Source organism: Enterobacter sp. Y17, assembly GCF_019730495.1.
GTDB classification, from domain to species: domain Bacteria; phylum Pseudomonadota; class Gammaproteobacteria; order Enterobacterales; family Enterobacteriaceae; genus Enterobacter; species Enterobacter asburiae_B.
On record NZ_JAASKP010000002.1, the window covers coordinates 255570 to 277516 of the forward strand.

General features: G+C 56.9%; 20 protein-coding genes. 11 read left to right on the top strand and 9 right to left on the bottom strand.

Features of this window, described 5'->3' with window-relative positions; all coding sequences use genetic code 11:
• Window positions 1-19: 19 nt before the first annotated feature.
• Entirely contained in the window at window positions 20-1357 is a 1338-nt protein-coding gene (qseC, locus tag HCH49_RS15560) for a quorum sensing histidine kinase QseC (RefSeq protein ID WP_221702961.1), read from the bottom strand.
• Window positions 1348-2013, bottom strand: coding sequence for a quorum sensing response regulator transcription factor QseB (gene qseB, locus HCH49_RS15565; protein ID WP_033146652.1), 666 nt, complete (start codon window positions 2011-2013; stop codon window positions 1348-1350). Before qseB ends, qseC begins: the two co-directional genes overlap by 10 nt.
• A gap of 139 nt (window positions 2014-2152) precedes the next feature.
• Here qseB and HCH49_RS15570 point away from each other — a divergent pair, with 139 nt between their 5' ends.
• The 4 genes from HCH49_RS15570 to ftsP all read left to right on the top strand — a co-directional run bounded on the left by HCH49_RS15570 (window position 2153) and on the right by ftsP (window position 7303).
• A complete protein-coding gene (locus HCH49_RS15570) occupies window positions 2153-2554 on the top strand; it encodes a YgiW/YdeI family stress tolerance OB fold protein (protein ID WP_023309189.1) in 402 nt (133 codons plus the stop codon).
• A gap of 118 nt (window positions 2555-2672) precedes the next feature.
• Window positions 2673-4931 carry a DNA topoisomerase IV subunit A gene (parC, locus tag HCH49_RS15575; protein ID WP_029740706.1) on the top strand — a complete coding sequence of 753 codons (2259 nt, stop codon included), beginning with the start codon at window positions 2673-2675 and terminating at the stop codon, window positions 4929-4931.
• 163 nt (window positions 4932-5094) lie between these two features.
• Complete coding sequence (gene plsC, locus HCH49_RS15580) at window positions 5095-5832, top strand: 1-acylglycerol-3-phosphate O-acyltransferase (RefSeq protein WP_023333413.1); 738 nt, start codon at window positions 5095-5097, stop codon at window positions 5830-5832.
• 58 nt (window positions 5833-5890) lie between these two features.
• A complete protein-coding gene (gene ftsP / locus HCH49_RS15585) occupies window positions 5891-7303 on the top strand; it encodes a cell division protein FtsP (protein WP_033146650.1) in 1413 nt (470 codons plus the stop codon).
• A gap of 30 nt (window positions 7304-7333) precedes the next feature.
• Here the strand turns inward: ftsP and HCH49_RS15590 are convergent, their stop codons facing one another.
• Window positions 7334-8809: a TrkH family potassium uptake protein gene (locus HCH49_RS15590; protein WP_221702962.1), complete on the bottom strand. Its 1476-nt coding sequence runs from the start codon at window positions 8807-8809 to the stop codon at window positions 7334-7336.
• Window positions 8810-9008: 199 nt separating this feature from the next.
• Between HCH49_RS15590 and HCH49_RS15595 the strand changes: the two genes are divergently transcribed.
• Window positions 9009-11180: a YgiQ family radical SAM protein gene (locus tag HCH49_RS15595; RefSeq protein ID WP_221702963.1), complete on the top strand. Its 2172-nt coding sequence runs from the start codon at window positions 9009-9011 to the stop codon at window positions 11178-11180.
• Window positions 11181-11263: 83 nt separating this feature from the next.
• Here HCH49_RS15595 and dkgA read toward each other — a convergent pair whose 3' ends face one another.
• Together dkgA and yqhD are read right to left on the bottom strand one after the other, a co-directional pair.
• Complete coding sequence (gene dkgA / locus HCH49_RS15600) at window positions 11264-12091, bottom strand: 2,5-didehydrogluconate reductase DkgA (RefSeq protein ID WP_033146647.1); 828 nt, start codon at window positions 12089-12091, stop codon at window positions 11264-11266.
• Window positions 12092-12196: 105 nt separating this feature from the next.
• Window positions 12197-13360: an alcohol dehydrogenase gene (gene yqhD, locus HCH49_RS15605; protein ID WP_033146646.1), complete on the bottom strand. Its 1164-nt coding sequence runs from the start codon at window positions 13358-13360 to the stop codon at window positions 12197-12199.
• 195 nt (window positions 13361-13555) lie between these two features.
• On the opposite strand from yqhD, the gene HCH49_RS15610 reads away from it, so the two are divergent.
• Window positions 13556-14455: an AraC family transcriptional regulator gene (locus tag HCH49_RS15610; protein ID WP_033146645.1), complete on the top strand. Its 900-nt coding sequence runs from the start codon at window positions 13556-13558 to the stop codon at window positions 14453-14455.
• A 44-nt stretch (window positions 14456-14499) separates the two neighbouring features.
• Here the strand turns inward: HCH49_RS15610 and yghB are convergent, their stop codons facing one another.
• Window positions 14500-15159 (bottom strand): DedA family general envelope maintenance protein YghB, encoded by a 660-nt coding sequence (gene yghB / locus HCH49_RS15615; RefSeq protein WP_023309176.1) that lies wholly within the window; start codon window positions 15157-15159, stop codon window positions 14500-14502.
• 143 nt (window positions 15160-15302) lie between these two features.
• The gene (gene metC, locus HCH49_RS15620) at window positions 15303-16490 is read right to left on the bottom strand and encodes a cystathionine beta-lyase (RefSeq protein ID WP_221702964.1); all 1188 of its coding nucleotides are present in this window, start codon (window positions 16488-16490) and stop codon (window positions 15303-15305) included.
• Window positions 16491-16741: 251 nt separating this feature from the next.
• Between metC and exbB the strand changes: the two genes are divergently transcribed.
• A complete protein-coding gene (exbB, locus tag HCH49_RS15625; protein ID WP_023333405.1) occupies window positions 16742-17473 on the top strand; it encodes a tol-pal system-associated acyl-CoA thioesterase in 732 nt (243 codons plus the stop codon).
• Window positions 17474-17477: 4 nt separating this feature from the next.
• Complete coding sequence (gene exbD / locus HCH49_RS15630; RefSeq protein ID WP_023309173.1) at window positions 17478-17903, top strand: TonB system transport protein ExbD; 426 nt, start codon at window positions 17478-17480, stop codon at window positions 17901-17903.
• A gap of 42 nt (window positions 17904-17945) precedes the next feature.
• Here exbD and HCH49_RS15635 read toward each other — a convergent pair whose 3' ends face one another.
• Together HCH49_RS15635 and HCH49_RS15640 are read right to left on the bottom strand one after the other, a co-directional pair.
• Window positions 17946-18395 carry a hypothetical protein gene (locus tag HCH49_RS15635; RefSeq protein ID WP_064673307.1) on the bottom strand — a complete coding sequence of 150 codons (450 nt, stop codon included), beginning with the start codon at window positions 18393-18395 and terminating at the stop codon, window positions 17946-17948.
• 1 nt (window position 18396) lies between these two features.
• Window positions 18397-18801 (bottom strand): hypothetical protein, encoded by a 405-nt coding sequence (locus HCH49_RS15640; protein WP_221702965.1) that lies wholly within the window; start codon window positions 18799-18801, stop codon window positions 18397-18399.
• A 103-nt stretch (window positions 18802-18904) separates the two neighbouring features.
• Here HCH49_RS15640 and HCH49_RS15645 point away from each other — a divergent pair, with 103 nt between their 5' ends.
• The 3 genes from HCH49_RS15645 (at window position 18905) to HCH49_RS15655 (ending at window position 21871) form a co-directional block, all read left to right on the top strand.
• The gene (locus tag HCH49_RS15645; protein ID WP_023309170.1) at window positions 18905-19408 is read left to right on the top strand and encodes an ESA_00282 family adhesion-associated protein; all 504 of its coding nucleotides are present in this window, start codon (window positions 18905-18907) and stop codon (window positions 19406-19408) included.
• Between the two features lie 81 nt (window positions 19409-19489).
• Window positions 19490-19978 carry a TIGR00645 family protein gene (locus HCH49_RS15650; RefSeq protein WP_023309169.1) on the top strand — a complete coding sequence of 163 codons (489 nt, stop codon included), beginning with the start codon at window positions 19490-19492 and terminating at the stop codon, window positions 19976-19978.
• Between the two features lie 345 nt (window positions 19979-20323).
• Entirely contained in the window at window positions 20324-21871 is a 1548-nt protein-coding gene (locus HCH49_RS15655) for a methyl-accepting chemotaxis protein (RefSeq protein ID WP_048977759.1), read from the top strand.
• Window positions 21872-21947: the final 76 nt, after the last annotated feature.

Below are 21947 nucleotides of genomic sequence, written 5' to 3' on the forward strand. Positions count from 1 at the left end.
GCGTTAAACGCAATAATCCCTACCAGCTGACCTTCACTTCAAAACCGCCTTCAGGCGCATTGCTCAGCGAAACGCGCATCCCGTGCAGGGTGGCGATGCGTTTTACAATGGATAACCCCAGCCCGCTGCCCGTGGCATCCTGACCCGGCGGGCGATAAAAGCGCTCGCCGATGCGCGCCAGCGCGTCCGGTGAAATGCCTGGGCCGTTGTCGCGCACGATAAAGCCACGCGCGTCCAGCGTCACGTCGACCACGCTGCCGCGCGGGCTATAGCGGATCGCGTTATCCAGCAGGTTGCGCACCAGCAGGCTCAGGAGCAGCTGCTGGCCCGTGCGTGTCACCTCTGGTGCATGGATGTTCAGGCGAATATCAATGCCCGCCTGCTGCGCCGGATGCCAGATATCCAGCACGGCCGACTGCAGCAAGTCGGCCAGGGGAATCGGTTCGACATCGTCAAGGTTATCCAGCGAGTCCAGACGCGAAAGCGTGAGGAGCTGATCCACCAGCCGGGAAGCGCGGTCGATGCCCGCATGCAGCTGCGTCAGCGCCTTTTCCCGCGCCAGCGGATCGTCATGAGAGAGCTGCGCCACGTCAGTTTGCACCTTCAGGGCCGCCAGCGGGCTGCGCAGCTCGTGGGCGGCATCGGACGTAAAGCGGCGCTCGCGGGTCATCATCTCCTGGGTGCGCGCGAAGAGATGATTCAGCGCGTCGAGCAGGGGGCGCACTTCCGTAGGGACACCCTCGGTCGGCAGTTTATCGGTGGCATCCGGCGAGCGGGAGCGCAGGGTCTGCGCCAGCTTTTTCAGCGGCTTCAGCTCCCGACTCAGGAGGACGATCAGCAGCAGCAACATCACGGGCAGCGCCACCAGCCAGGGGGTCAGCTGCGAGCTGACCACGTCCAGCGCCATCTCCTGGCGGTACTCCCACTCCTGGCCGACCACCACGCGGTACTTCCCGTCGGGTGAGGTCAGCCATAAAAAGCGCCATTCGTCGTTGTCGCCCTGCAGCTGCCCGTTATCGAACCCGTCGCGGCGATAGTGGTACGGGATATCGCGTCCGTTTTCACCGTCGTTGAGGAGCATTTTGCCGTCGACGGCGTAAATGGCGAAAGCCAGCGCGTCGTCGTCCAGACGACCGTGCTTCACTTTTTTCGGGATCTCGCGCATGCGTTCGGGGGCGCGGATCTCGTCCAGATCCATCGTCAGCAGCCGTTTAGCAAACAGCATCTGCTGGGTATCGAACAGCTTGTCGAGCTTGTGGGTCGTCTGCTGCCAGGCAACCAGGCTGGCGGCAAACCAGGCCGTCAGAGAGAGAAGTAAAAAGAGAAGCGTCAGGCGCAGCTTCAGGCTCAGTTGCATGCGTCACCCAGGGTGTAGCCGATGCCGTGCACGGTGCGGATAAACTCGCTCCCAAGCTTGCGGCGCAAATGATGGACGTGAACCTCGATGGCGTTGCTGGAGACGTCGTCGTCCCAGGTATAGAGTTTTTCCTCGATCAGCTTTCGCGGCAGCACCCGACCGGCGTTACGCATTAACAGCTCCAGCAGCGCGAACTCTTTCGGCTTGAGCGTCAGCGTCTCACCGTCCAGCGTGGCGACGAGACGGGTTGGATCGAGCGTGACCTTCCCGTGACGCAGCTCGCTACTCGCCTGGCCGTGGCTGCGGCGGACCAGCGCTTCGAGGCGGGCACCCACTTCGATCAGCGCGAACGGCTTACAGAGATAATCATCCGCCCCAAGACGCAGCCCTTCGACGCGCTGGTTAAGCGCATCCCGCGCCGTCAGAATCAGTACCGGCTCGCTGCGCCCGCTTTCGCGCCACGCGCGCAGAATGTCCAGACCGTCAATTTCCGGCAGCGTCAGATCCAGCACCACGGCATCATAGGGTGCAGAGGAGAGCGCGGCCTGGCCGGTTTTACCGTCGGTAAACCAGTCCACGCTAAAACCCATTTTGCTCAACCCCGCCTTGATACCGTCGCCGATTAACCTGTCGTCTTCAACCAGTAAAATGCGCATGTTCCCTCCTTGATGTCGTCAGTAAACCCTCTGTAAGCGCCTGCTGTACAGCAATAATAAATAAATTTTTCCCTTAAGAAGTTGTTAAGGATTACCCTGTTAAATGGACTGCGAAACGACATTAAAGGGAGAGATGAAGATGAAAAAATTCGCTGCAATTGCTGCCATCATGATGATGACCACCGCGCCGGTCTTTGCTGCTCAGGGCGGTTTTACTGGCCCATCGGCCACACAGACCCAGACGCAAACTCAGCAGGGCGGTTTTGTCGATAACAACGCCAACCTCACCACCGCGGCAAAAGTGAAAGACCTGAAGGACGATGCCTGGGTGAAGCTGCGCGGGAACATTACCGAGCGCCTGTCCGATGACCGCTACACCTTCCGCGATGAATCCGGCACGGTCGTGGTTGAGATTGACCACAAGCGCTGGAACGGCGTGACCGTCACTCCGCAGGATAAAGTTGAACTGCAGGGTAAAGTCGATAAAGACTGGAACGAGTTTGAAATCGACGTGAAGCAGGTTATTAAGCTGAACAAATAACCCGAAAAGGGCCGCCTGTGCGGCCCTTTTTCTTTGTGACTCAATTCATCAGATGAGGTAGTATCTGCGGCAATATTGCCTGAAACCCTTCGGTTTCTGAGTTGAGGAATCACACGTAATGAGCGATATGGCAGAGCGCCTCGCGCTACATGAATTCACGGAAAACGCCTACCTGAACTACTCCATGTACGTCATCATGGACAGGGCGTTGCCGTTTATCGGGGATGGCCTGAAGCCCGTTCAGCGCCGCATCGTGTATGCGATGTCCGAACTGGGGCTGAACGCCACCGCCAAGTTTAAGAAATCCGCCCGTACCGTCGGTGACGTACTGGGTAAATACCATCCGCACGGCGACAGCGCCTGTTATGAAGCGATGGTGCTGATGGCACAGCCGTTCTCTTACCGCTACCCGCTGGTGGACGGGCAGGGGAACTGGGGTGCGCCGGACGATCCGAAATCCTTCGCGGCGATGCGTTATACCGAATCCCGCCTCTCTAAATATGCCGAAGTGCTGCTGGGCGAGCTGGGTCAGGGAACCGTTGACTGGGTGCCGAACTTCGACGGTACGATGCAGGAGCCGAAGATGCTGCCTGCGCGTCTGCCGAACATCCTGCTGAACGGTACCACCGGTATCGCGGTCGGTATGGCGACGGACATTCCGCCGCACAACCTGCGTGAAGTGGCGAAAGCCGCTATTACCCTGATTGAGCAGCCGAAAGCCACGCTCGACGAGCTGCTGGATATCGTGCAGGGGCCAGATTTCCCGACCGAAGCCGAGATCATCACCTCGCGCGCGGAAATCCGCAAAATCTACCAGAACGGTCGCGGCTCCGTGCGCATGCGCGCGGTGTGGAATAAAGAGGACGGCGCCGTGGTGATCACCGCGCTGCCGCATCAGGTTTCCGGTGCCAAAGTGCTGGAGCAGATCGCCTCACAGATGCGCAATAAGAAGCTGCCGATGGTGGACGACCTGCGCGATGAATCGGATCACGAAAACCCGACCCGTCTGGTGATCGTGCCGCGCTCCAACCGCGTGGACATGGAGCAGGTGATGAACCACCTGTTCGCCACCACCGATCTGGAAAAAAGCTACCGCATCAACCTGAACATGATTGGTCTCGACGGACGCCCGGCGGTGAAAAACCTGCTGGAGATCCTCACCGAATGGCTGACCTTCCGCCGCGATACGGTCCGCCGTCGTCTGAACCATCGTCTGGAGAAAGTGCTTAAGCGCCTGCATATCCTCGAAGGTTTGCTGGTGGCGTTCCTCAATATCGACGAAGTGATTGAGATCATCCGTACCGAGGACGAGCCGAAGCCGGCGCTGATGTCGCGCTTTGGCATCAGCGAAACCCAGGCCGAAGCGATCCTCGAACTGAAGCTGCGCCATCTTGCCAAACTGGAAGAGATGAAGATCCGCGGCGAGCAGAACGAGCTGGAAAAAGAGCGCGATCAGCTGCAGGCGATCCTCGCGTCCGAGCGCAAGATGAATACCCTGCTGAAGAAAGAGCTGCAGGCCGATGCCGACGCCTTCGGCGACGACCGTCGTTCTCCGCTGCACGAGCGCGAAGAAGCGAAGGCCATGAACGAGCACGACATGCAGCCGTCCGAGCCGGTCACCATTGTCCTGTCGCAGAGCGGCTGGGTGCGCAGCGCCAAAGGCCACGATATCGACGCGCCGGGCCTGAGCTACAAAGCGGGCGACAGCTTCAAAGCGGCGGTGAAAGGCAAGAGCAACCAGCCGGTGGCGTTTATCGACTCCACCGGCCGCAGCTACGCCATCGACCCGATTACGCTGCCTTCCGCGCGCGGGCAGGGCGAGCCGCTCACCGGCAAGCTGACGCTGCCGCCGGGAGCGACGGTTGACCATATGCTGATGGAAGCCGATGACCAGAAGCTGCTCCTGGCGTCCGATGCGGGCTACGGCTTTATCTGTACCTTCAACGATCTGGTCTCCCGTAACCGTGCCGGTAAGGCGCTGATTAGCCTGCCGGACAACGCCCACGTGATGGCGCCGCTGGTGATCGAGAACGAAAGCGACATGCTGCTGGCGATCACCACCGCCGGACGTATGCTGATGTTCCCGGTCAGCGATCTGCCGGAACTGTCGAAAGGCAAGGGCAACAAGATCATCAACATCCCGTCGGCGGAAGCCGCGAAAGGCGAAGATGGCCTGGCGCACCTCTTCCTCCTGCCGCCGCAGAGCACGCTGACCATTCACGTCGGCAAGCGTAAGATCAAGCTTCGTCCGGAAGAGCTGCAGAAAGTGGTGGGTGAGCGCGGTCGCCGCGGCTCGCTGATGCGCGGCCTGCAGCGCATCGACCGCGTGGAGATTGACTCTCCTGCACGCAGCACCGCGGGTGACAGCGAAGAGTAATGTCGTGATATCCCCCTCTGCCCGGAGGGGGAGTTTCAATAAAATTTCCCGTAAAATCGTTGTTAATTCGTGCGTTGCGATTAACAATACGCGCTCGTAATAAAGTCCTTACCTGGCCACAGGTGAAGTATAATTGTCAGCTGTTGGGGCTTCAGAGGTCGCTATGCTATATATTGTTCGTCTTATTCTTACCGTTATCTACTGCATTCTGGTCTGTATTTTCGGCTGCATCTATTGCCTGTTCAGTCCGCGTAATCCTAAGCATGTTGCCACCTTCGGCCATATGTTCGGTCGCCTTGCGCCGCTGTTTGGTCTGAAGGTTGAAAAACGTCTGCCTGAAGGGGCGGAGAATTTCGGTAACGCCATCTATATCGCCAACCATCAGAACAATTACGATATGGTGACCGCCGCAAATATCGTTTTGCCACCGACCGTGACGGTGGGGAAAAAAAGCCTGCTGTGGATCCCGTTTTTTGGCCAGCTGTACTGGCTGACCGGTAACCTGCTGATCGACCGTAATAACCGTGCGAAAGCGCACAGCACCATTGCGGAAGTGGTCAATCATTTTAAAAAGCGCAGAATCTCAATCTGGATGTTCCCGGAAGGAACGCGCAGCCGCGGCCGCGGCCTGCTGCCGTTTAAAACCGGGGCGTTTCATGCCGCAATTGCGGCAGGTGTTCCAATTATTCCTGTGTGTGTTTCCAATACTTCGAATAAGATTAATCTTAACCGCCTGAATAACGGGCTGGTGATTGTCGAAATGCTGCCACCCGTCGATACCAGCAAATACGGTAAAGACCAGGTGCGCGAGCTGGCAGCGCACTGCCGTGAGCTGATGGCTCAGCACATTGCGCAGCTCGACAAAGAAGTCGCAGAGAGAGAAGCCGCCGGTAAGATTTAATCCGGCGTTGAAGGGAAAACGAATTCCCGCGTTGTTAGTCGTTTCAGATGGAGCTTATATGTCACTCAGTCGGCGTCAGTTTATTCAGGCTTCCGGGATCGCCCTTTGTGCGGGTGCGATGCCGCTGACAGCCAGCGCCGCCGGGCAGCAACAGCCGCTGCCCATTCCGCCATTAATTGAATCCCGTCGCGGTCAGCCGCTTTTCCTGACGCTGCAGCGCAGCCACTGGTCCTTTACCCAAGGGACGCGCGCGCCGGTCTGGGGCATTAACGGACGTTACCTTGGGCCGACCATACGCGTGTGGAATGGCGATGACGTAAAGCTCATCTACAGTAACCGTACCCCTGAAAATGTCGCCATGACCATCAGCGGCTTACAGGTGCCTGGCCCGTTGATTGGCGGCGCGGCGCGAATGATGTCACCCAGCGCCGACTGGGCGCCGGTTCTGCCGATTCGCCAGAGCGCGGCCACCCTGTGGTATCACGCCAACACGCCTAACCGCACGGCGCAGCAGGTTTATAATGGCCTGGCCGGAATGTGGCTGGTGGAAGATGAGGTCAGCAAATCCCTGCCGATCCCGAACCACTACGGCGTGGATGACTTCCCGGTTATCATCCAGGACAAGCGTCTGGATAATTTCGGTACGCCAGAATACAGCGAGCCGGGCAGCGGTGGCTTTGTCGGCGATACGCTGCTGGTCAACGGCGCGCAAAGCCCGTATGTGGAAGTTTCGCGCGGCTGGGTGCGCCTGCGCCTGCTCAACGCGTCTAACTCGCGCCGCTATCAGCTGCAAATGAGCGATGGCCGTCCGCTGCACGTGATCTCCGGCGACCAGGGCTTTTTACCGGCGCCGGTTTCCGTCAAACAGCTGGCGCTCTCGCCGGGCGAACGTCGTGAAGTTCTCATTGATATGACCAATGGGGATGAAGTGTCTGTCACCTGCGGTGAAGCGGCCAGCATTGTGGACCGCATTCGCGGGTTCTTTGAACCGTCGAGCATTCTTGTCTCGACTCTGGTTCTGACCCTGCGCCCGACCGGTCTGCTGCCGCTGGTGACCGATAGCCTGCCAATGCGTCTGCTGCCGCAGGAGATCATGAGCGGCTCGCCGGTGCGTAGCCGTGATATCAGCCTGGGCGACGACCCGGGCATCAACGGCGCGCTGTGGGACGTCAACCGCATCGACATTACCGCGCAGCAGGGCACCTGGGAGCGCTGGACGGTCCGTTCAGATATGCCGCAGTCGTTCCATATTGAAGGGGTGGCATTCCTGATCCGCAACGTCAACGGCGCGATGCCGTTCCCGGAAGACCGCGGCTGGAAAGATACCGTCTGGGTGGACGGCCAGGTTGAACTGCTTGTCTATTACGGTCAGCCTTCGTGGCCGCACTTCCCGTTCCTGTTCCACAGCCAGACGCTGGAGATGATGGACAGGGGCTCCGTGGGGCAGATGCTGATCAACCCTGCGCCATAATCCTGTCATTCCCGGTTCGCCGGGAATGTTTTATGCCCGCCAGAAAAAGCGCGAGAACAGAATCAGCACCGGATAAATTTCCAGACGCCCCAGGATCATCGCCGCGCACATCAGCAGTTTTGCCCCCTCGGTTAACGTGCCGAACGTCGACGCCGTCTCGCCAAACCCCAGCCCCATGTTGTTGATGCAGGCGGCAACCGTTGCGAATGCGGTAAACAGGTCGTAGCCCATCAGGTTGAGCGACCAGACAAAAAAGCCTGTGATCATCACGTAGAGAAAAAAGAAGCTCCATACCGAGCGCAGGACGCGTTCATTCACCACGCTTTTGCCCACCTTAATGCTCAGCAGCGCTCTCGGATGCGCCAGCTGGTTCATCTCCTGAATACTCTGCTTGAACATAATGAGAAAGCGCAGGACTTTGATCCCGCCGCAGGTCGAGCCTACGCAGCCGCCAAAAAAGCTGGCGCTCAACAGCAGGAAGATGGTGTGTGCGGGCCATTGGGCATAGTCGGCTGTCGAAAGGCCGTTATCGGTCATCATCGAACTGGCAAGGAAGAAGGCGTGCACCAGGCTATCCGTGGCGTTGTACATCCCGGCATGCCAGACCTGCCAGGCGGTGATGACAATAATCACCGCGGCGGCGCTCAGAAAGAATTTAACCTCCGGGCTGCGGCGAATCGGTTTCAGGGTGCGTCTGACAATGGCGACGTACCAGAGGGTGAAGTTGAACGCGGAGAGCAGTGAAAACGCCCCGGCGACCAGCTCAATCGCGTGGCTGTCATAAAACCCAATGCTCTCGCTGCGGGTGGAAAATCCGCCCAACGACACGGTCGACAGCCCGTGACAGAGGGCGTCAAAAAATGACATTCCCGCCAGCCAGTAGGCCAGGGTGCAGGCTACGCCCAGCGCGAAGTAGGTCACCCACAGCGTGCGCGCGGTATCGGCAAGGCGGGGCGTCAGACGCTCCTCCTTGAACGGCCCCGGCATCTCTGACTGATAGAGCTTCATGCCGCCGATGCCCAGCAGCGGCAGGACCGCGACGGCCAGCACGATGACGCCTAACCCGCCAATGAAATTCAGCTGTGCGCGGTAATAAAGGTAAGACTTAGGCAGGGCGCTGACGTCCCCGATCACCGTTGCCCCGGTGGTTGTGATCCCGGAAACCCCTTCAAAGAGCGCGTCGGCAAAGGAGAGCTGTAGCCCGTCATCCATCCAGAGCGGCATGGCGCTAATGAATGAAAACAGCAGCCAGAACAGCACGATAATCACAAACCCGTCGCGGGTGCGAAGCTGTATGCCGGCGTGACGTGTTGCCCGCCAGGTTAGCCCTCCGAGAGTAAAAAAGGTTAAAAAGGTGGTCAGGAAGGCAAAGTAGGTCCGCTCTTTATTCAGCAGGGCGATCACCATCGGCGGCAGCATGGAAAGGCTGTACAGCAGAACCAGAAAACCGCAGAGGTGAAGGACAACCCGCAGCTGGGATACATGTAACGAATCGTTGGGCTTCACGACAGAGCTCCGCGCAATAACACGTTCCGGGGCAACTCACCGGAAAATATAGTGAATATTATGATTCAAAATTATCAGGGCGCCGTATTTTAACGACTTCCCCGAATATCTGCCTGCTTCATGCATCCTTTTCTTCAAATCTGGCGGATGAACAGCGTATAATCCCGCTCCTTTTGTCTATTTTTTCTTCGGAAGCATTATGAGCGCAATTTCCCTGATCCAGCCGGATCGTGACCTCTTCTCCTGGCCCCAGTACTGGGCGGCCTGCTTTGGACCGGCGCCATTCCTGCCGATGTCCCGGGAAGAGATGGACCGACTGGGCTGGGACAGCTGCGACATCATTCTGGTCACGGGCGATGCCTACGTTGACCATCCGAGCTTCGGCATGGCCATCTGTGGCCGTATGCTTGAGGCGCAGGGCTTCCGCGTGGGGATCATCTCCCAGCCTGACTGGAACAGCAAAGACGACTTTATGCGTCTGGGTAAACCGAACCTGTTCTTCGGCGTCACCGCAGGCAACATGGACTCGATGATCAACCGCTATACTGCCGACCGCAAGCTGCGCCATGACGACGCCTACACGCCGGATAACGTGGCGGGTAAACGCCCCGACCGCGCGACCCTGGTCTATACCCAGCGCTGTAAAGAAGCCTGGAAAGACGTCCCGGTGATCCTGGGCGGCATCGAGGCGAGCCTTCGCCGCACCGCCCACTACGACTACTGGTCAGATACCGTACGCCGCTCGGTGCTGGTGGATTCCAAAGCCGATATGCTGATTTACGGTAACGGCGAGCGTCCGCTGGTGGAAGTGGCGCACCGTCTGTCGCAGGGTGAGCCGGTGAGCAGCATCCGCGACGTGCGCAATACCGCCATTATGGTGAAAGAGGCGCTGCCGGGCTGGAGCGGGGTGGATTCCCGCATCATTGATATGCCGGGCAAAATCGACCCTATCCCGCACCCGTACGGTGAAGATCTGCCGTGTGCCGATAACAAGCCGGTTGAGCCGAAAAAAGCGGAAGCGAAGTCAATCGTTGTGCAGCCGCCGCGCCCGAAACCGTGGGAAAAGACCTACGTGCTGCTGCCGTCCTACGAGAAGGTGAAAGCCGACAAGGTGCTCTACGCGCACGCGTCCCGTATTCTGCACCATGAAACCAACCCGGGCTGCGCCCGCGCGCTGATGCAGAAGCACGGCGAGCGCTTTATCTGGATCAACCCGCCGGCGATCCCGCTCTCCACCGAAGAGATGGACAGCGTCTTTGCGCTGCCGTACAAGCGCGTGCCGCACCCGGCGTACGGTAACGCCCGTATCCCGGCGTATGAGATGATCCGCTTCTCGATCAACATCATGCGCGGCTGCTTCGGCGGCTGTTCCTTCTGCTCTATTACCGAGCACGAAGGGCGCATTATCCAGAGCCGCTCTGAAGATTCGATCATCAATGAGATCGAAGCGATTCGCGACTCGGTTCCGGGCTTTACCGGCGTGATTTCCGACCTTGGCGGCCCAACCGCGAACATGTACATGCTGCGCTGCAAGTCGCCGCGCGCGGAGCAAACCTGCCGTCGCCTCTCCTGCGTCTATCCGAGCATTTGCGAGCATATGGACACTAACCATGAGCCGACGATCAACCTCTACCGCCGCGCGCGGGACCTGAAGGGCATCAAGAAGATCCTGATCGCGTCCGGGGTACGTTACGACATCGCCGTGGAAGATCCGCGCTACATCAAAGAGCTGGCGACGCACCACGTCGGCGGCTATCTGAAGATTGCGCCGGAGCACACCGAGGAAGGCCCGCTGTCGAAAATGATGAAGCCGGGCATGGGCAGCTACGATCGATTTAAAGAGCTGTTCGATACCTATTCAAAGCAGGCGGGTAAAGAGCAGTATCTGATCCCATACTTCATCTCTGCCCACCCGGGCACGCGCGATGAGGACATGGTGAACCTGGCGCTGTGGCTGAAGCAGCGTCGCTTCCGCCTGGATCAGGTGCAGAACTTCTATCCGTCACCGCTCGCTAACTCGACGACCATGTATTACACCGGCAAGAACCCGCTGAGTAAGATTGGTTATAAGAGTGAAGAGGTGGTGGTGCCGAAAGGGGATAAACAGCGCCGTCTGCATAAAGCGCTGCTGCGCTACCACGATCCGAAAAACTGGCCGCTGATCCGTCAGGCGCTGGAAGATATGGGTAAAAAACACCTGATCGGCTCGCGCCGCGACTGCCTGGTACCGGCCCCGACGCTGGATGAGATGCGCGAAGCGCGTCGCCAGAACCGCAATACGCGCCCGGCGCTGACCAAGCACACGCCGATTGTGCATCAGCGTTCGAACGGTAATTCGAGTGTGAAGAAGCCCGTGAAGCGCAAAGCGTAAATAAAAAACCCCGGCGAGCCGGGGTTTTTATGTCGACACGTAGGCCGGGTAAGGCGAAGCCGCCACCCGGCTTTTTTACGCGATTACCCGCCAAACTGGTCCGGGTCCGGGCCTAAACGTTTACCCTTATCCAGCTTCGCAATCTCACCCAGCTCGTCTTTGTCCAGACGGAAATCCCAGACGTCGAAGTTCTCGGCGATGCGCGATGGCGTGACCGATTTCGGGATGACCACCAGGCCGTTGTCCAGATGCCAGCGAATGACGATTTGCGCCGGGGTTTTACCGTATTTATCCGCCAGCTCACGGATAATCTTTTGATCAAACACCCCTTCGCCGCCCTGCGCCAGCGGGCTCCAAGACTCGGTCTGGATTTTATGCGTAGCGTTCCAGGCGTGTAGCTGGCGCTGCTGCATCAGCGGGTGCAGCTCGATCTGGTTAATCACTGGCGCAACGCCCGTTTCGTCAATCAGCCGCTGCAGGTGATGAACCTGGAAATTACAGACGCCGATGCTTTTCACCAGCCCCTCTTTCTGCAGTTCAATCATCCCTTTCCAGGCATCAACGTAGTGATCGATAGCCGGAACCGGCCAGTGCATCAGCCAGAGATCGACGAAATCGAGCTGGAGTTTCTCCAGGCTCTCCTCCAGCGCTTCGCGGGGACGTTTTTGATCGTCGTTCCACAGTTTCGTGGTGATGAATAACTCATCGCGGGGGACGCCAGCGCTGGCCAGTGCCTTACCCACGCCGTCCTCGTTTTTATATGCGGCGGCGGTATCAATGGACCGATAGCCGACTTCCAGGGCTTTATGAATGGCGGAGACGACCTCGTCGTTACCGGCTTTCCATACACCTAGCCCCAGCTGGGGCATCACGTTGCCGTCCTGCAGCTTGATTACGGTTTGGTTTGCCATTTTTCCTCCTTCAGGTGCGCATCGCCGGAGGGTTCCTCCGGCGATGGGTTGTGCATTAAGTCTGGACGAAATGTCAAAAAACGAAAGTCGGGAGGGCAAAAACGCTTAGCGTGCCGCTTCGTAGATGCGACGGCTCACGTCGAGCGTAATATCGCCGTGCTCGCCCAGGTGGGTCATGCCGTGCTCTTCGAGTTTCGCCAGCAGGGCAGGGATGGAGCTGCCGTCCAGGCCGTAGCCGGACAGACGCGTTGGCACGCCCAGACCTTCAAAGAAGCTGCGGGTCGCTTCGATGGCGGCATCAATACGCGCATCGTCAGAACCCTCGGTGATGTTCCACACGCGCTCGGCATACTGCAGCAGTTTGGCACGCTTGGTATCCCGTTTTTCGTTCCACAGGGCAGGCAGCACAACGGCCAGCGTCTGAGCGTGATCCAGACCGTGCATCGCCGTCAGCTCGTGGCCCAGCATATGGGTTGCCCAGTCCTGCGGCACGCCAGCGCCGATCAGGCCGTTCAGCGCCTGCGTTGCCGCCCACATGACGTTGGCACGAACGTCGTAGTTTTCCGGCTCTTTCAGCGCTTTCGGACCTTCTTCGACGAGCGTCAGCAGAATGCCTTCCGCGAATCGATCCTGAATTTTGGCATCTACCGGATACGTGACGTACTGCTCAACGGTATGAACAAAGGCATCGACCACGCCGTTCGCCACCTGACGCGCAGGCAGGGTGTAGGTGTAAACCGGATCCAGGATCGCGAACACAGGCTGAACGTGTTCGTTCATAAAGGCCTGTTTGTCGCCGGTCGTTTTACGGGAGATCACCGCGCCCTTGTTGGATTCAGAACCGGTGGCCGGCAGGGTCAGCACGGAGCCCATCGGGATTGCGCTTTTAATGTCGCTGCCGCGGGTTTCCAGAATGTGCCACGGATCGATGCCGTCAGCGTAGTGCGCTGCCGCCGCGATGAACTTGGTGCCGTCCAGCACGGAGCCGCCGCCGACGGCCAGCAGGAAGGTGATATTTTCTTCGCGGGCAATTTTCACCGCGTTCATTAGCGTTTCGTAAGACGGATTTGGCTCGATGCCGCCGAACTCACGCACGTCCAAACCGTCCAGGGCGCTGTAAACCTGATCCAGCACGCCGGTTTTTTTCACGCTGCCGCCACCGTAGGTGATCAGTACGCGGGCGTCAGCGGGGATCTGCGCGCGCAGATCGGCGATAGCATCTTTACCAAACAGAATGCGGGTTGGGGTGTGAAGATTAAAGTTGTTCATTGCTCGTTCCCTTTAGTGGGTGAAAAACCGTGGTGGCGCAGAGGGCGACCTGATGCTGCACATTGTGGCCGTCCGGGGCTATCCTCTCAATGCACATTCCTGCCGATGTCTTGCCCATTTCTACAGAGCGCTGGAGAAAGCGCGGAAAAGCACGCACACTGTCAACGTCGGAAACCGTACCCGGAGTAACGTAATATGAACCGTGAAGCGATCTGCCATCAGCTCACTGCGCAGATTAAAAGACTGATAGATAAAGAAAATGGCGTCAGCGATCTGCTTCCTGACATTCGCCTGCTCTACGGCACGCAGCCCGGGACGCGCACGCCGGTCATGTACCAGCCGGGCATCGTTTTTCTCTTCTCGGGCCATAAAATTGGCTATATCAACGAGCGCGTGTTCCGCTACGACACCAATGAATATCTGCTCCTGACGGTACCTTTACCCTTCGAATGTGAAACCTTCGCGACAGAGGCCGTTCCGCTGGCCGGTATTCGCGTCAACGTCGATATTCTTCAGCTGCAGGAGCTGCTGATGGATATTGGCGAAGACGAATTCTTCCAGCCGTCTATGGCGTCGAGCGGGATTAACTCGGCGACGCTGTCGGAAGAGATCCTCTGCGCCATTGAACGTCTGCTGGACGTGATGGAAAGGCCGCTGGACGCGCGTATTCTGGGCAAACAGATCGTCCGCGAAATTCTCTACCACGTGCTGCTGGGCCCGGGCGGCGGGGCGTTACTGGCTCTGGTGAGCCGACAGACCCACTTCAGCCTGATAAGCCGCGTACTCAAGCGTATCGAAAGCCAGTACACGGAAAACCTCAGCGTCGACCAGCTGGCGGCGGAAGCGAACATGAGCGTCTCGGCGTTTCACCATAACTTCAAGTCGGTAACCAGCACCTCGCCGCTGCAGTACCTTAAAACCTACCGGCTGCATAAGGCGCGGATGCTGATGATCCACGACGGCATGAAGGCCAGCGCGGCGGCGATGCGGGTGGGTTACGAAAGTGCGTCGCAGTTCAGTCGGGAGTTTAAGCGATATTTCGGCGTCACGCCGGGAGAAGATGCATCACGTATAAGAACGATGCAGGGAGCTTAAGCTTTTCCCCTCTCCCCTATGGGGAGAGGGTCAGGGTGAGGGTATCAGGCGCTGCAGTACTTTTTCTTTATCACTACCGCGATGGTTCCCACCAGTCCTGCCACCAGCAGGAACATCGGCAGCACCATCAGGAAGGTCATCACCTGATCTTCATGGTGTTTCACAAAGGGGATCATATTCAGCGCGTAGCCGAGCGTGGTGACCACACCCACCCACAGCAGGGCGCTGAGCCAGTTGAAGAACTGAAAGCGGCGGTTTGACAGACCGGAAATGCCCGCCATCGTAGGCAGAAGCGTGCGAACAAACGCGAGGAAACGCCCCGCCAGCAGTGCCAGCAGGCCGTGGCGATCGAACATGCAGGTCGCACGCTGATGATATTTATGCGGTAACTGCGCCAGCCAGCCTTTCACGACGCGGGTATTCCCGAGCCAGCGGCCCTGCAGATAGCTCAGCCAGCAGCCCAGGCTTGCTGCGGAAGTGAGAATAACCATCGTTGGCGTGAAGTCCATGACGCCTTTCCCGATTAACGCCCCGGCAAGTAAAAGCAGGCTGTCACCGGGTAAAAAAGAGGCTGGCAGTAATCCATTTTCCAGAAACAGAGTTGCGAACATCACGAGGTAAACGATACCGACGACGTGAGGATCCGCCAGCGCGGCAAAGTCGTGTTGCCAGAGCGCCGCGATAATATCTTGAATAACAGCCATGGACTTTCCTGTGGAACAGCAGATATAGCGCTATTGTACTCCCTTATTCGCCCGTCGGGTTTGATCCCGGGCGCAACTCAAGCAGACTTTTCTGCTTGCGGTGTCCACAAAAGCGTCCAGGGAGTACATTTTCAGCCAGCACTCTACACGATACGCTCGAACCCTGCTGCTAAATCGGCAATCAGATCGTCAACGTTTTCTAAACCGATATGCAGTCGAATCAGGGTACCGCTGAAGTCCACTTCACCGCCGGGACGCAGAGCCGCAACCTGTTCCGGCTGGTTAGGCAGGATCAGGGATTCAAAACCGCCCCAGGAGTAGGCCATGCTGAAGAGGGTAAAATTATCCAGATAGCTCGCCAGCTCGTCGTGATTCAGCCGCTTTTTCAGTATGAACGAGAACAAACCGCTGCTGCCCGTAAAATCACGCTGCCAGAATTCGTGGCCTTTACTGCCCGGTAACGCGGGATGATTCACGCGCTCAACCAGCGGATGCTGCGCCAGCCATTCGGCCACCTTCAGGCTGCTTTCATGGTGTTGACGCAGGCGAACGCCCAGCGTGCGGAGTCCGCGGCTGGTCATGTAGGCCGTGTCTGCATCCACCATCTGGCCCATCAGGTAGGCATTTTCACGCAGCTGATCCCAGCAGCGCGCGTTGGAAACCGCGGTGCCAATCATGCCGTCAGAGTGGCCTATCAGGTATTTCGTCGCCGCCTGAATCGAGATATCAATGTCGAACTCCAGGGCTTTAAACAGCACGCCCGCCGCCCAGGTGTTGTCGATCATCACGATCGCCTCTGGCGCTTTGCTGCGCACGGCCTTCACGATAGCCGGTACGTCGTGAACTTCCATGGTGAGCGATCCCGGAGATTCCAGGAACACAATGCGCGTGTTTGGCTGAATAAGTTCGGCAATGCCTTCACCGATCAGCGGGTCGAACCAGCCGGTCGTTACGCCGAGCTTGCTGAGGATTTTGGTGCAGAAGTCCTGGCTGGGCTCGTAGGCGGTGTTGGTCATCAGGATATGGTCGCCCTGTTCCACAAACGCCAGAATGGTGTTGGCGACCGCCGCCGCCCCGCACGGGAACAGCGCGCAGCCCGCGCCGCCTTCCAGCTCGCACATCGCTTCCTGAAGAGAGAAATGGGTCAGCGTGCCGCGACGGCCATAAAACAGCCCGCCTTTCGCGCGGTTACGCGTGGCGATTTTTTTCTCCTCTAGGGTATCAAACACCAGCGAGGAGGCTCGTTGAATCACGCTGTTGACCGATCCCTGCGTATATTTTTTGCTGCGTCCTGCCTGTACCAGCGTGGTATCAAGATGCTTCTTTGTCATGTTCGCTAACCCTGTTTTTATACGTCTGGACGTCCAGACTACCACGATTGGAAAAAACTGCACCCCGGGGCTTATCGAATAAGCAGAAAATATTAGCAAAAATTTGCATAAGAAATTTTTACTGCGTAAGCGCAAGGAAAGTGAACGAAAATTACGGCACCATGCAAATACTAATGAGAACTACTATCAATTCGACGACGTTTTGATATTATTACGCTCAGATTTTGTGATTTGCGTCCTGGAGATACAGAGTGGGTAATAATTTGATGCAGACGGATCTCTCCGTTTGGGGCATGTATCAGCATGCTGACATCGTGGTTAAGATTGTGATGATCGGCCTGATTCTGGCGTCCGTTGTCACCTGGGCTATCTTCTTCAGCAAAAGCGCCGAGCTGCTTTCGCAGAAGCGTCGCCTTAAGCGGGAACAGCAGCAGCTGGCTGAAGCCCGCTCTCTGGATCAGGCTTCAGATATGACCTCATCCTTCCACGCGAAAAGCCTGACCACCCTGTTAGTGAACGAAGCGCAGAACGAGCTGGAACTCTCCGCTGGCAGTGAAGATAACGAAGGGATCAAAGAACGTACCGGTTTCCGCCTGGAGCGTCGCGTTGCGGCCGTTGGCCGACACATGGGACGCGGCAATGGCTATCTGGCGACCATCGGCGCGATCTCACCGTTCATCGGTCTTTTCGGAACGGTCTGGGGCATCATGAACAGCTTTATCGGTATCGCGCAGACCCAAACCACCAACCTGGCGGTCGTGGCGCCGGGTATCGCAGAAGCGCTGCTGGCGACGGCAATCGGTCTGGTCGCCGCTATCCCGGCGGTGGTTATCTACAACATCTTCGCACGCATGATTGGCAGCTACAAAGCCACGCTGGGTGATGTTGCCGCGCAGGTTCTGCTGCTGCAAAGCCGCGATCTCGACCTGAACGCCAGCTCGGTTAAGCCGGTGCACGCGGCGTCTAAACTGCGCGCAGGTTAAGAGTATGGCGATGCGTCTAAACGAAAATCTGGACGATAACGGCGAAATGCATGAAATCAACGTGACGCCGTTTATCGACGTCATGCTGGTTCTGCTGATTATCTTCATGGTGGCCGCGCCGCTGGCGACGGTGGATGTGAAGGTGAATCTGCCCGCCTCTTCCAGCCAGCCCCAGCCGCGCCCGGAGAAGCCTATCTACCTGTCGGTGAAAGCGGATAAATCAATGTTCCTCGGGAACGACCCGGTGACGGCCGACTCGGTCATCCCGGCGCTGGAGCAGCTTACGGGCGGTAAGAAAGACACCACGGTCTTCTTCCGCGCGGATAAAACCGTTGATTATGAAACCATGATGAAGGTAATGGACACGCTGCATCAGGCGGGTTACCTGAAGATTGGACTGGTCGGCGAAGAGAAAGCGGCCTCGAAGTGATAAAGAAGCTGGCGAAAGCCGGCTTTTTTTATGCCTGTCGGCTTAAGCGTTTTTATTATCCGTCGGTGCGGTAGAAGGGATTGCCAGCGCGTCCTCATCAAGCGCCACGCAGGTGACGTTTGAGGTACGGTACTCACCGTCGGACAGCTTGCGCGTCAGACGCAGGGTGGAGATTTCTCTGGCAAGCAGATACTGATAATTGGCCTCAAGACGTCCCAGAAGCTTCTCTTTCAGCTCGGGACGCTGCTCTATGATGGCGTTCATCACGGCACCGTAAATTTCTTCTTTGACCTGCAACGGATAAATTTCACGGCGATTCTGCCATTTCAGACGAACCAGCGTCGCCGGGATCGATACCAGGTCTTGCGTAATACGCGTCATCTCGTCATTTTTTGTGTTTCTCAGCGCCTCGAGATTTTGCTTTAAGATAAATTCATCACTTTTTTTATCATCTAAAGTCAAATAAACGTCGTTGTTTTTAACTTCTTTCACGTTAATCTTCCCCCAGGCTATAAAAGATTGGGTTGTTTTTTTCGCGCGTAATTAAATTAAGCCAAATTTCATTGCCCGCTTCATTAATTTCTTCGGTTTTTTCAGCCATTATTTGACTTAGTTTCTGGGAATCTATTTCACCCTCGGCCTGCAGGTCATTCAGCAGGTGGACAAAGGCTTCAATTTTTATGGCGCGAAATAAGCGATCTTTTATATGGCGATCGTGCTCTTCCAGCAACATATTTCGGGATTTGCCAGTTCGGGAAACACCAATTAATATATCGGGCTCGAAATCAGAGAGCTTTCTTTTCCCCTGAGTGAAACTGGCCTCTTTTTCTGCTTCCATCGGTTGCTGTTCCACAGGCGTAATGTGGTACTTAGCCGGGACGAGATAGTCGGGCAGCATTTTTAATTTCCTTTATTTTCAACAGGGTGGGGTTGGTAAAGGCGTGAGATTCGTTGACAATATCATGAGGCAAATTTAAAATCAAAAAAAATGGAGCCTACCCATGAACAGCATCTTTTTTACGGTCATCACATTACTATTACTGACCGCTGGTGTGCTTTTATTGATGCAGGAGTTCAATAAAACGAAAGTGTCGAAAGACACCAGTGAACCCCCGCAACCTGAACTGATGACAAAAGAGGAAGGGGAAGACCATTTCTCTGTATTGATGAACTCCGTTACGCCTGTCTGGTACTGGCGGGTGAACCACGAATATATCGACTTTTTACACGCGACAATTAAGCGCATGAAAATGTCGGAAATTAATGACACGCCTGGACTGTTTGAGGCGCAGCGTCGCTGTAGCGATCTGAATTCAGCAGTCTATAAATATTATGACAATATTAAAAAGCGCTGTCTTAACGGCGAGAAGGTCTCTTATTCCGATCTGGACGTATTAAATTTGCGTCAGTGTTTTCGCGAGTTCAGTCTGGAAGCCTATCCTGAACTGGTGGCGCTAGTCTGGCCGGAGTACGCACGTCCCGAAGTTAACCCAGACAACGTCTGAGTGACGTACCGTTGAGTTATTGCAAACAGCCAGCGCCGTTGAGATATACTGGGCGCTGGTTTCTTTTGCAAACAGGACTTTATGGAACGCTTTTTTGAAAATGCCATGTACGCCTCCCGCTGGATACTGGCCCCCGTCTATTTTGGCCTCTCGCTGGCACTTATCGCACTGACGATTAAGTTCTTTCAGGAAATCTGGCATGTTCTGCCGAACATTTTTTCTATTGCCGAAGCGGATTTGATTCTGGTGCTGCTGTCGCTGGTGGATATGACCCTGGTGGGCGGGCTGCTGGTGATGGTGATGTTCTCCGGCTACGAGAATTTTGTCTCCCAGCTCGATATCGACGAGCGTAAAGAGAAGCTCAGCTGGCTGGGCAAAATGGATGCTTCGTCGCTGAAGAATAAAGTGGCCGCGTCGATTGTGGCGATCTCTTCTATCCACCTGTTGCGCGTTTTTATGGACGCGAAGAACGTGCCGGATAACAAACTGATGTGGTACGTCATCATCCACCTGACGTTTGTGCTGTCTGCGTTTGTGATGGGGTATCTGGATAAGATCAGTAAGAAATAAAGTACACCTTACCCCTCACCCTAACCCTCTCCCCAAAGGGGCGAGGGGACCGCTCGGTGCGGCCTTTCTCCCTCTCCCTGTGGGAGAGGGCCGGGGTGAGGGCATCAGACAGCACTATTTATCCGACGACGCCTGCCACAGATTCAAAGCGCTTTCCCACTCTGCACTTATCACATCACAAATTGCATCACTAAGCGCGGGCCTAATGATTAACGGCAGCTGTGTGACCAGTGAAGCCACGCTAATTAAAAATGATCACAAAACGTTATAATTTCCCTCTTTCCTGCCGATAACGAGAGTAGTACTCGCCTCTGGGCGAACTCACCCTCACGGCAAGGAAGACTTATGAATATGCTCCGTAATTTCACGATCCGTTTCGTCATGCTGACGATTCTCGGGATCTTTTGTTTAATGTGGGCGGGCGTTGGGTTGTACAGCACCTGGTCCCTTTCTCGCGTATCGGATGGCAATGAAGTCGACCGCCAGCTGGTTAAACAGATGACGGTACTCAGCCAGGGTAACGATCAATATTTCCGCTTTGTGACCCGTCTGAGCCGCGCAATGGAAGTCAAAGCCGCAGGCGGCACGCCGGATCTGTCCTCCGCCCAACAGGCGCTGGATAACATGGGCAAGAAACTGGCCGAGATGAAAGCGATCTCCCCAGGCCCGATGGACGAGCAGATCTCTTCACGGGTGATCGGCTCCTGGCAGGCGCTGCTTGAACAGGGCGTCACGCCGCAAATGCAGCAGGCGAAGCAGGGGGCTCTGGAGGGGTATCGCCAGCAGGCCAACAACGTCACGCCACCGCTGAGCCGCGCGTTCGGTGCGGCCGCTGAGGCGTTCAACAATGCCGCCGCGAAGTCGCTCGACAGCACCCGCGTGGTGGTGGACGGCCTGACAAGCATGACCCGCACGGTGATTATCGTCGCCACGATTATCGGCCTGCTGATCCTGCTCTTCACCGACCGTTACCTGGTGGCGATGCTGGTCAAACCGCTGGCTCGCATTCGCCAGCAGTTCCGCCAGATTGCCCAGGGCGATCTCAGCCAGCCCATTGAGCCGTTCGGCCGCAACTGCGTGGGGCAGCTGGTGCCGCTGCTGAGCGCGATGCAGGACAGCCTGCGCGAAGCGGTCAGCACGATTCGCTCCGGCAGTGAAAATATCTGGCGCGGCGCGACGGAAATCTCCAGCGGTAACAACGACCTCTCTTCCCGTACCGAAGAGCAGGCGGCTGCGCTGGAAGAGACGGCAGCCAGCATGGAACAGCTGACCGCCACGGTGAAACTGAACGCGGAAAGCGCGCGTCAGGCCAGCCAGCTGGCCGATGTGGCCTCAACTACCGCCAGCCGCGGCGGCTCGCTGGTGGAAGAGGTGGTGACCACCATGAGCGGTATTTCGGAAAGCTCGAAGAAAATTGCTGAAATCACCAATGTGATCAACAGCATTGCCTTCCAGACGAATATTCTGGCACTCAATGCGGCGGTTGAAGCGGCGCGTGCCGGCGAACAGGGGCGTGGTTTCGCAGTAGTGGCAGGCGAAGTTCGCAACCTGGCAAGCCGCAGTGCCAATGCGGCTAAAGAGATTGAAGGGTTGATTACCGATTCCGTTTCCCGCGTAGAGCAGGGGGCGCAGCTGGTGAGCGACACCGGCACCACCATGGATGCGATTTTGCGCGACGTGACGGAAGTGACAACCATCATGAAGCAAATCGCTTCCGCCTCTGAGGAGCAAAGCAAGGGTATTTCGCAGGTCGGGATTGCCATTACCCAGATGGACGGCGTGACCCAGCAAAACGCCTCGCTGGTTGAAGAAGTTTCTGCCGCGGCGGCGGCGCTGGAGCGCCAGACCGAAGAGCTTCAGCGCTCGGTGCAGAAGTTCCGCCTGACGGCATAACGCAACGTACAAGGCCGCCTTGTGCGGCCTTATATTATTAACGCCTTCCCCATTCAGCCCCTTCTGAAACTGCTAT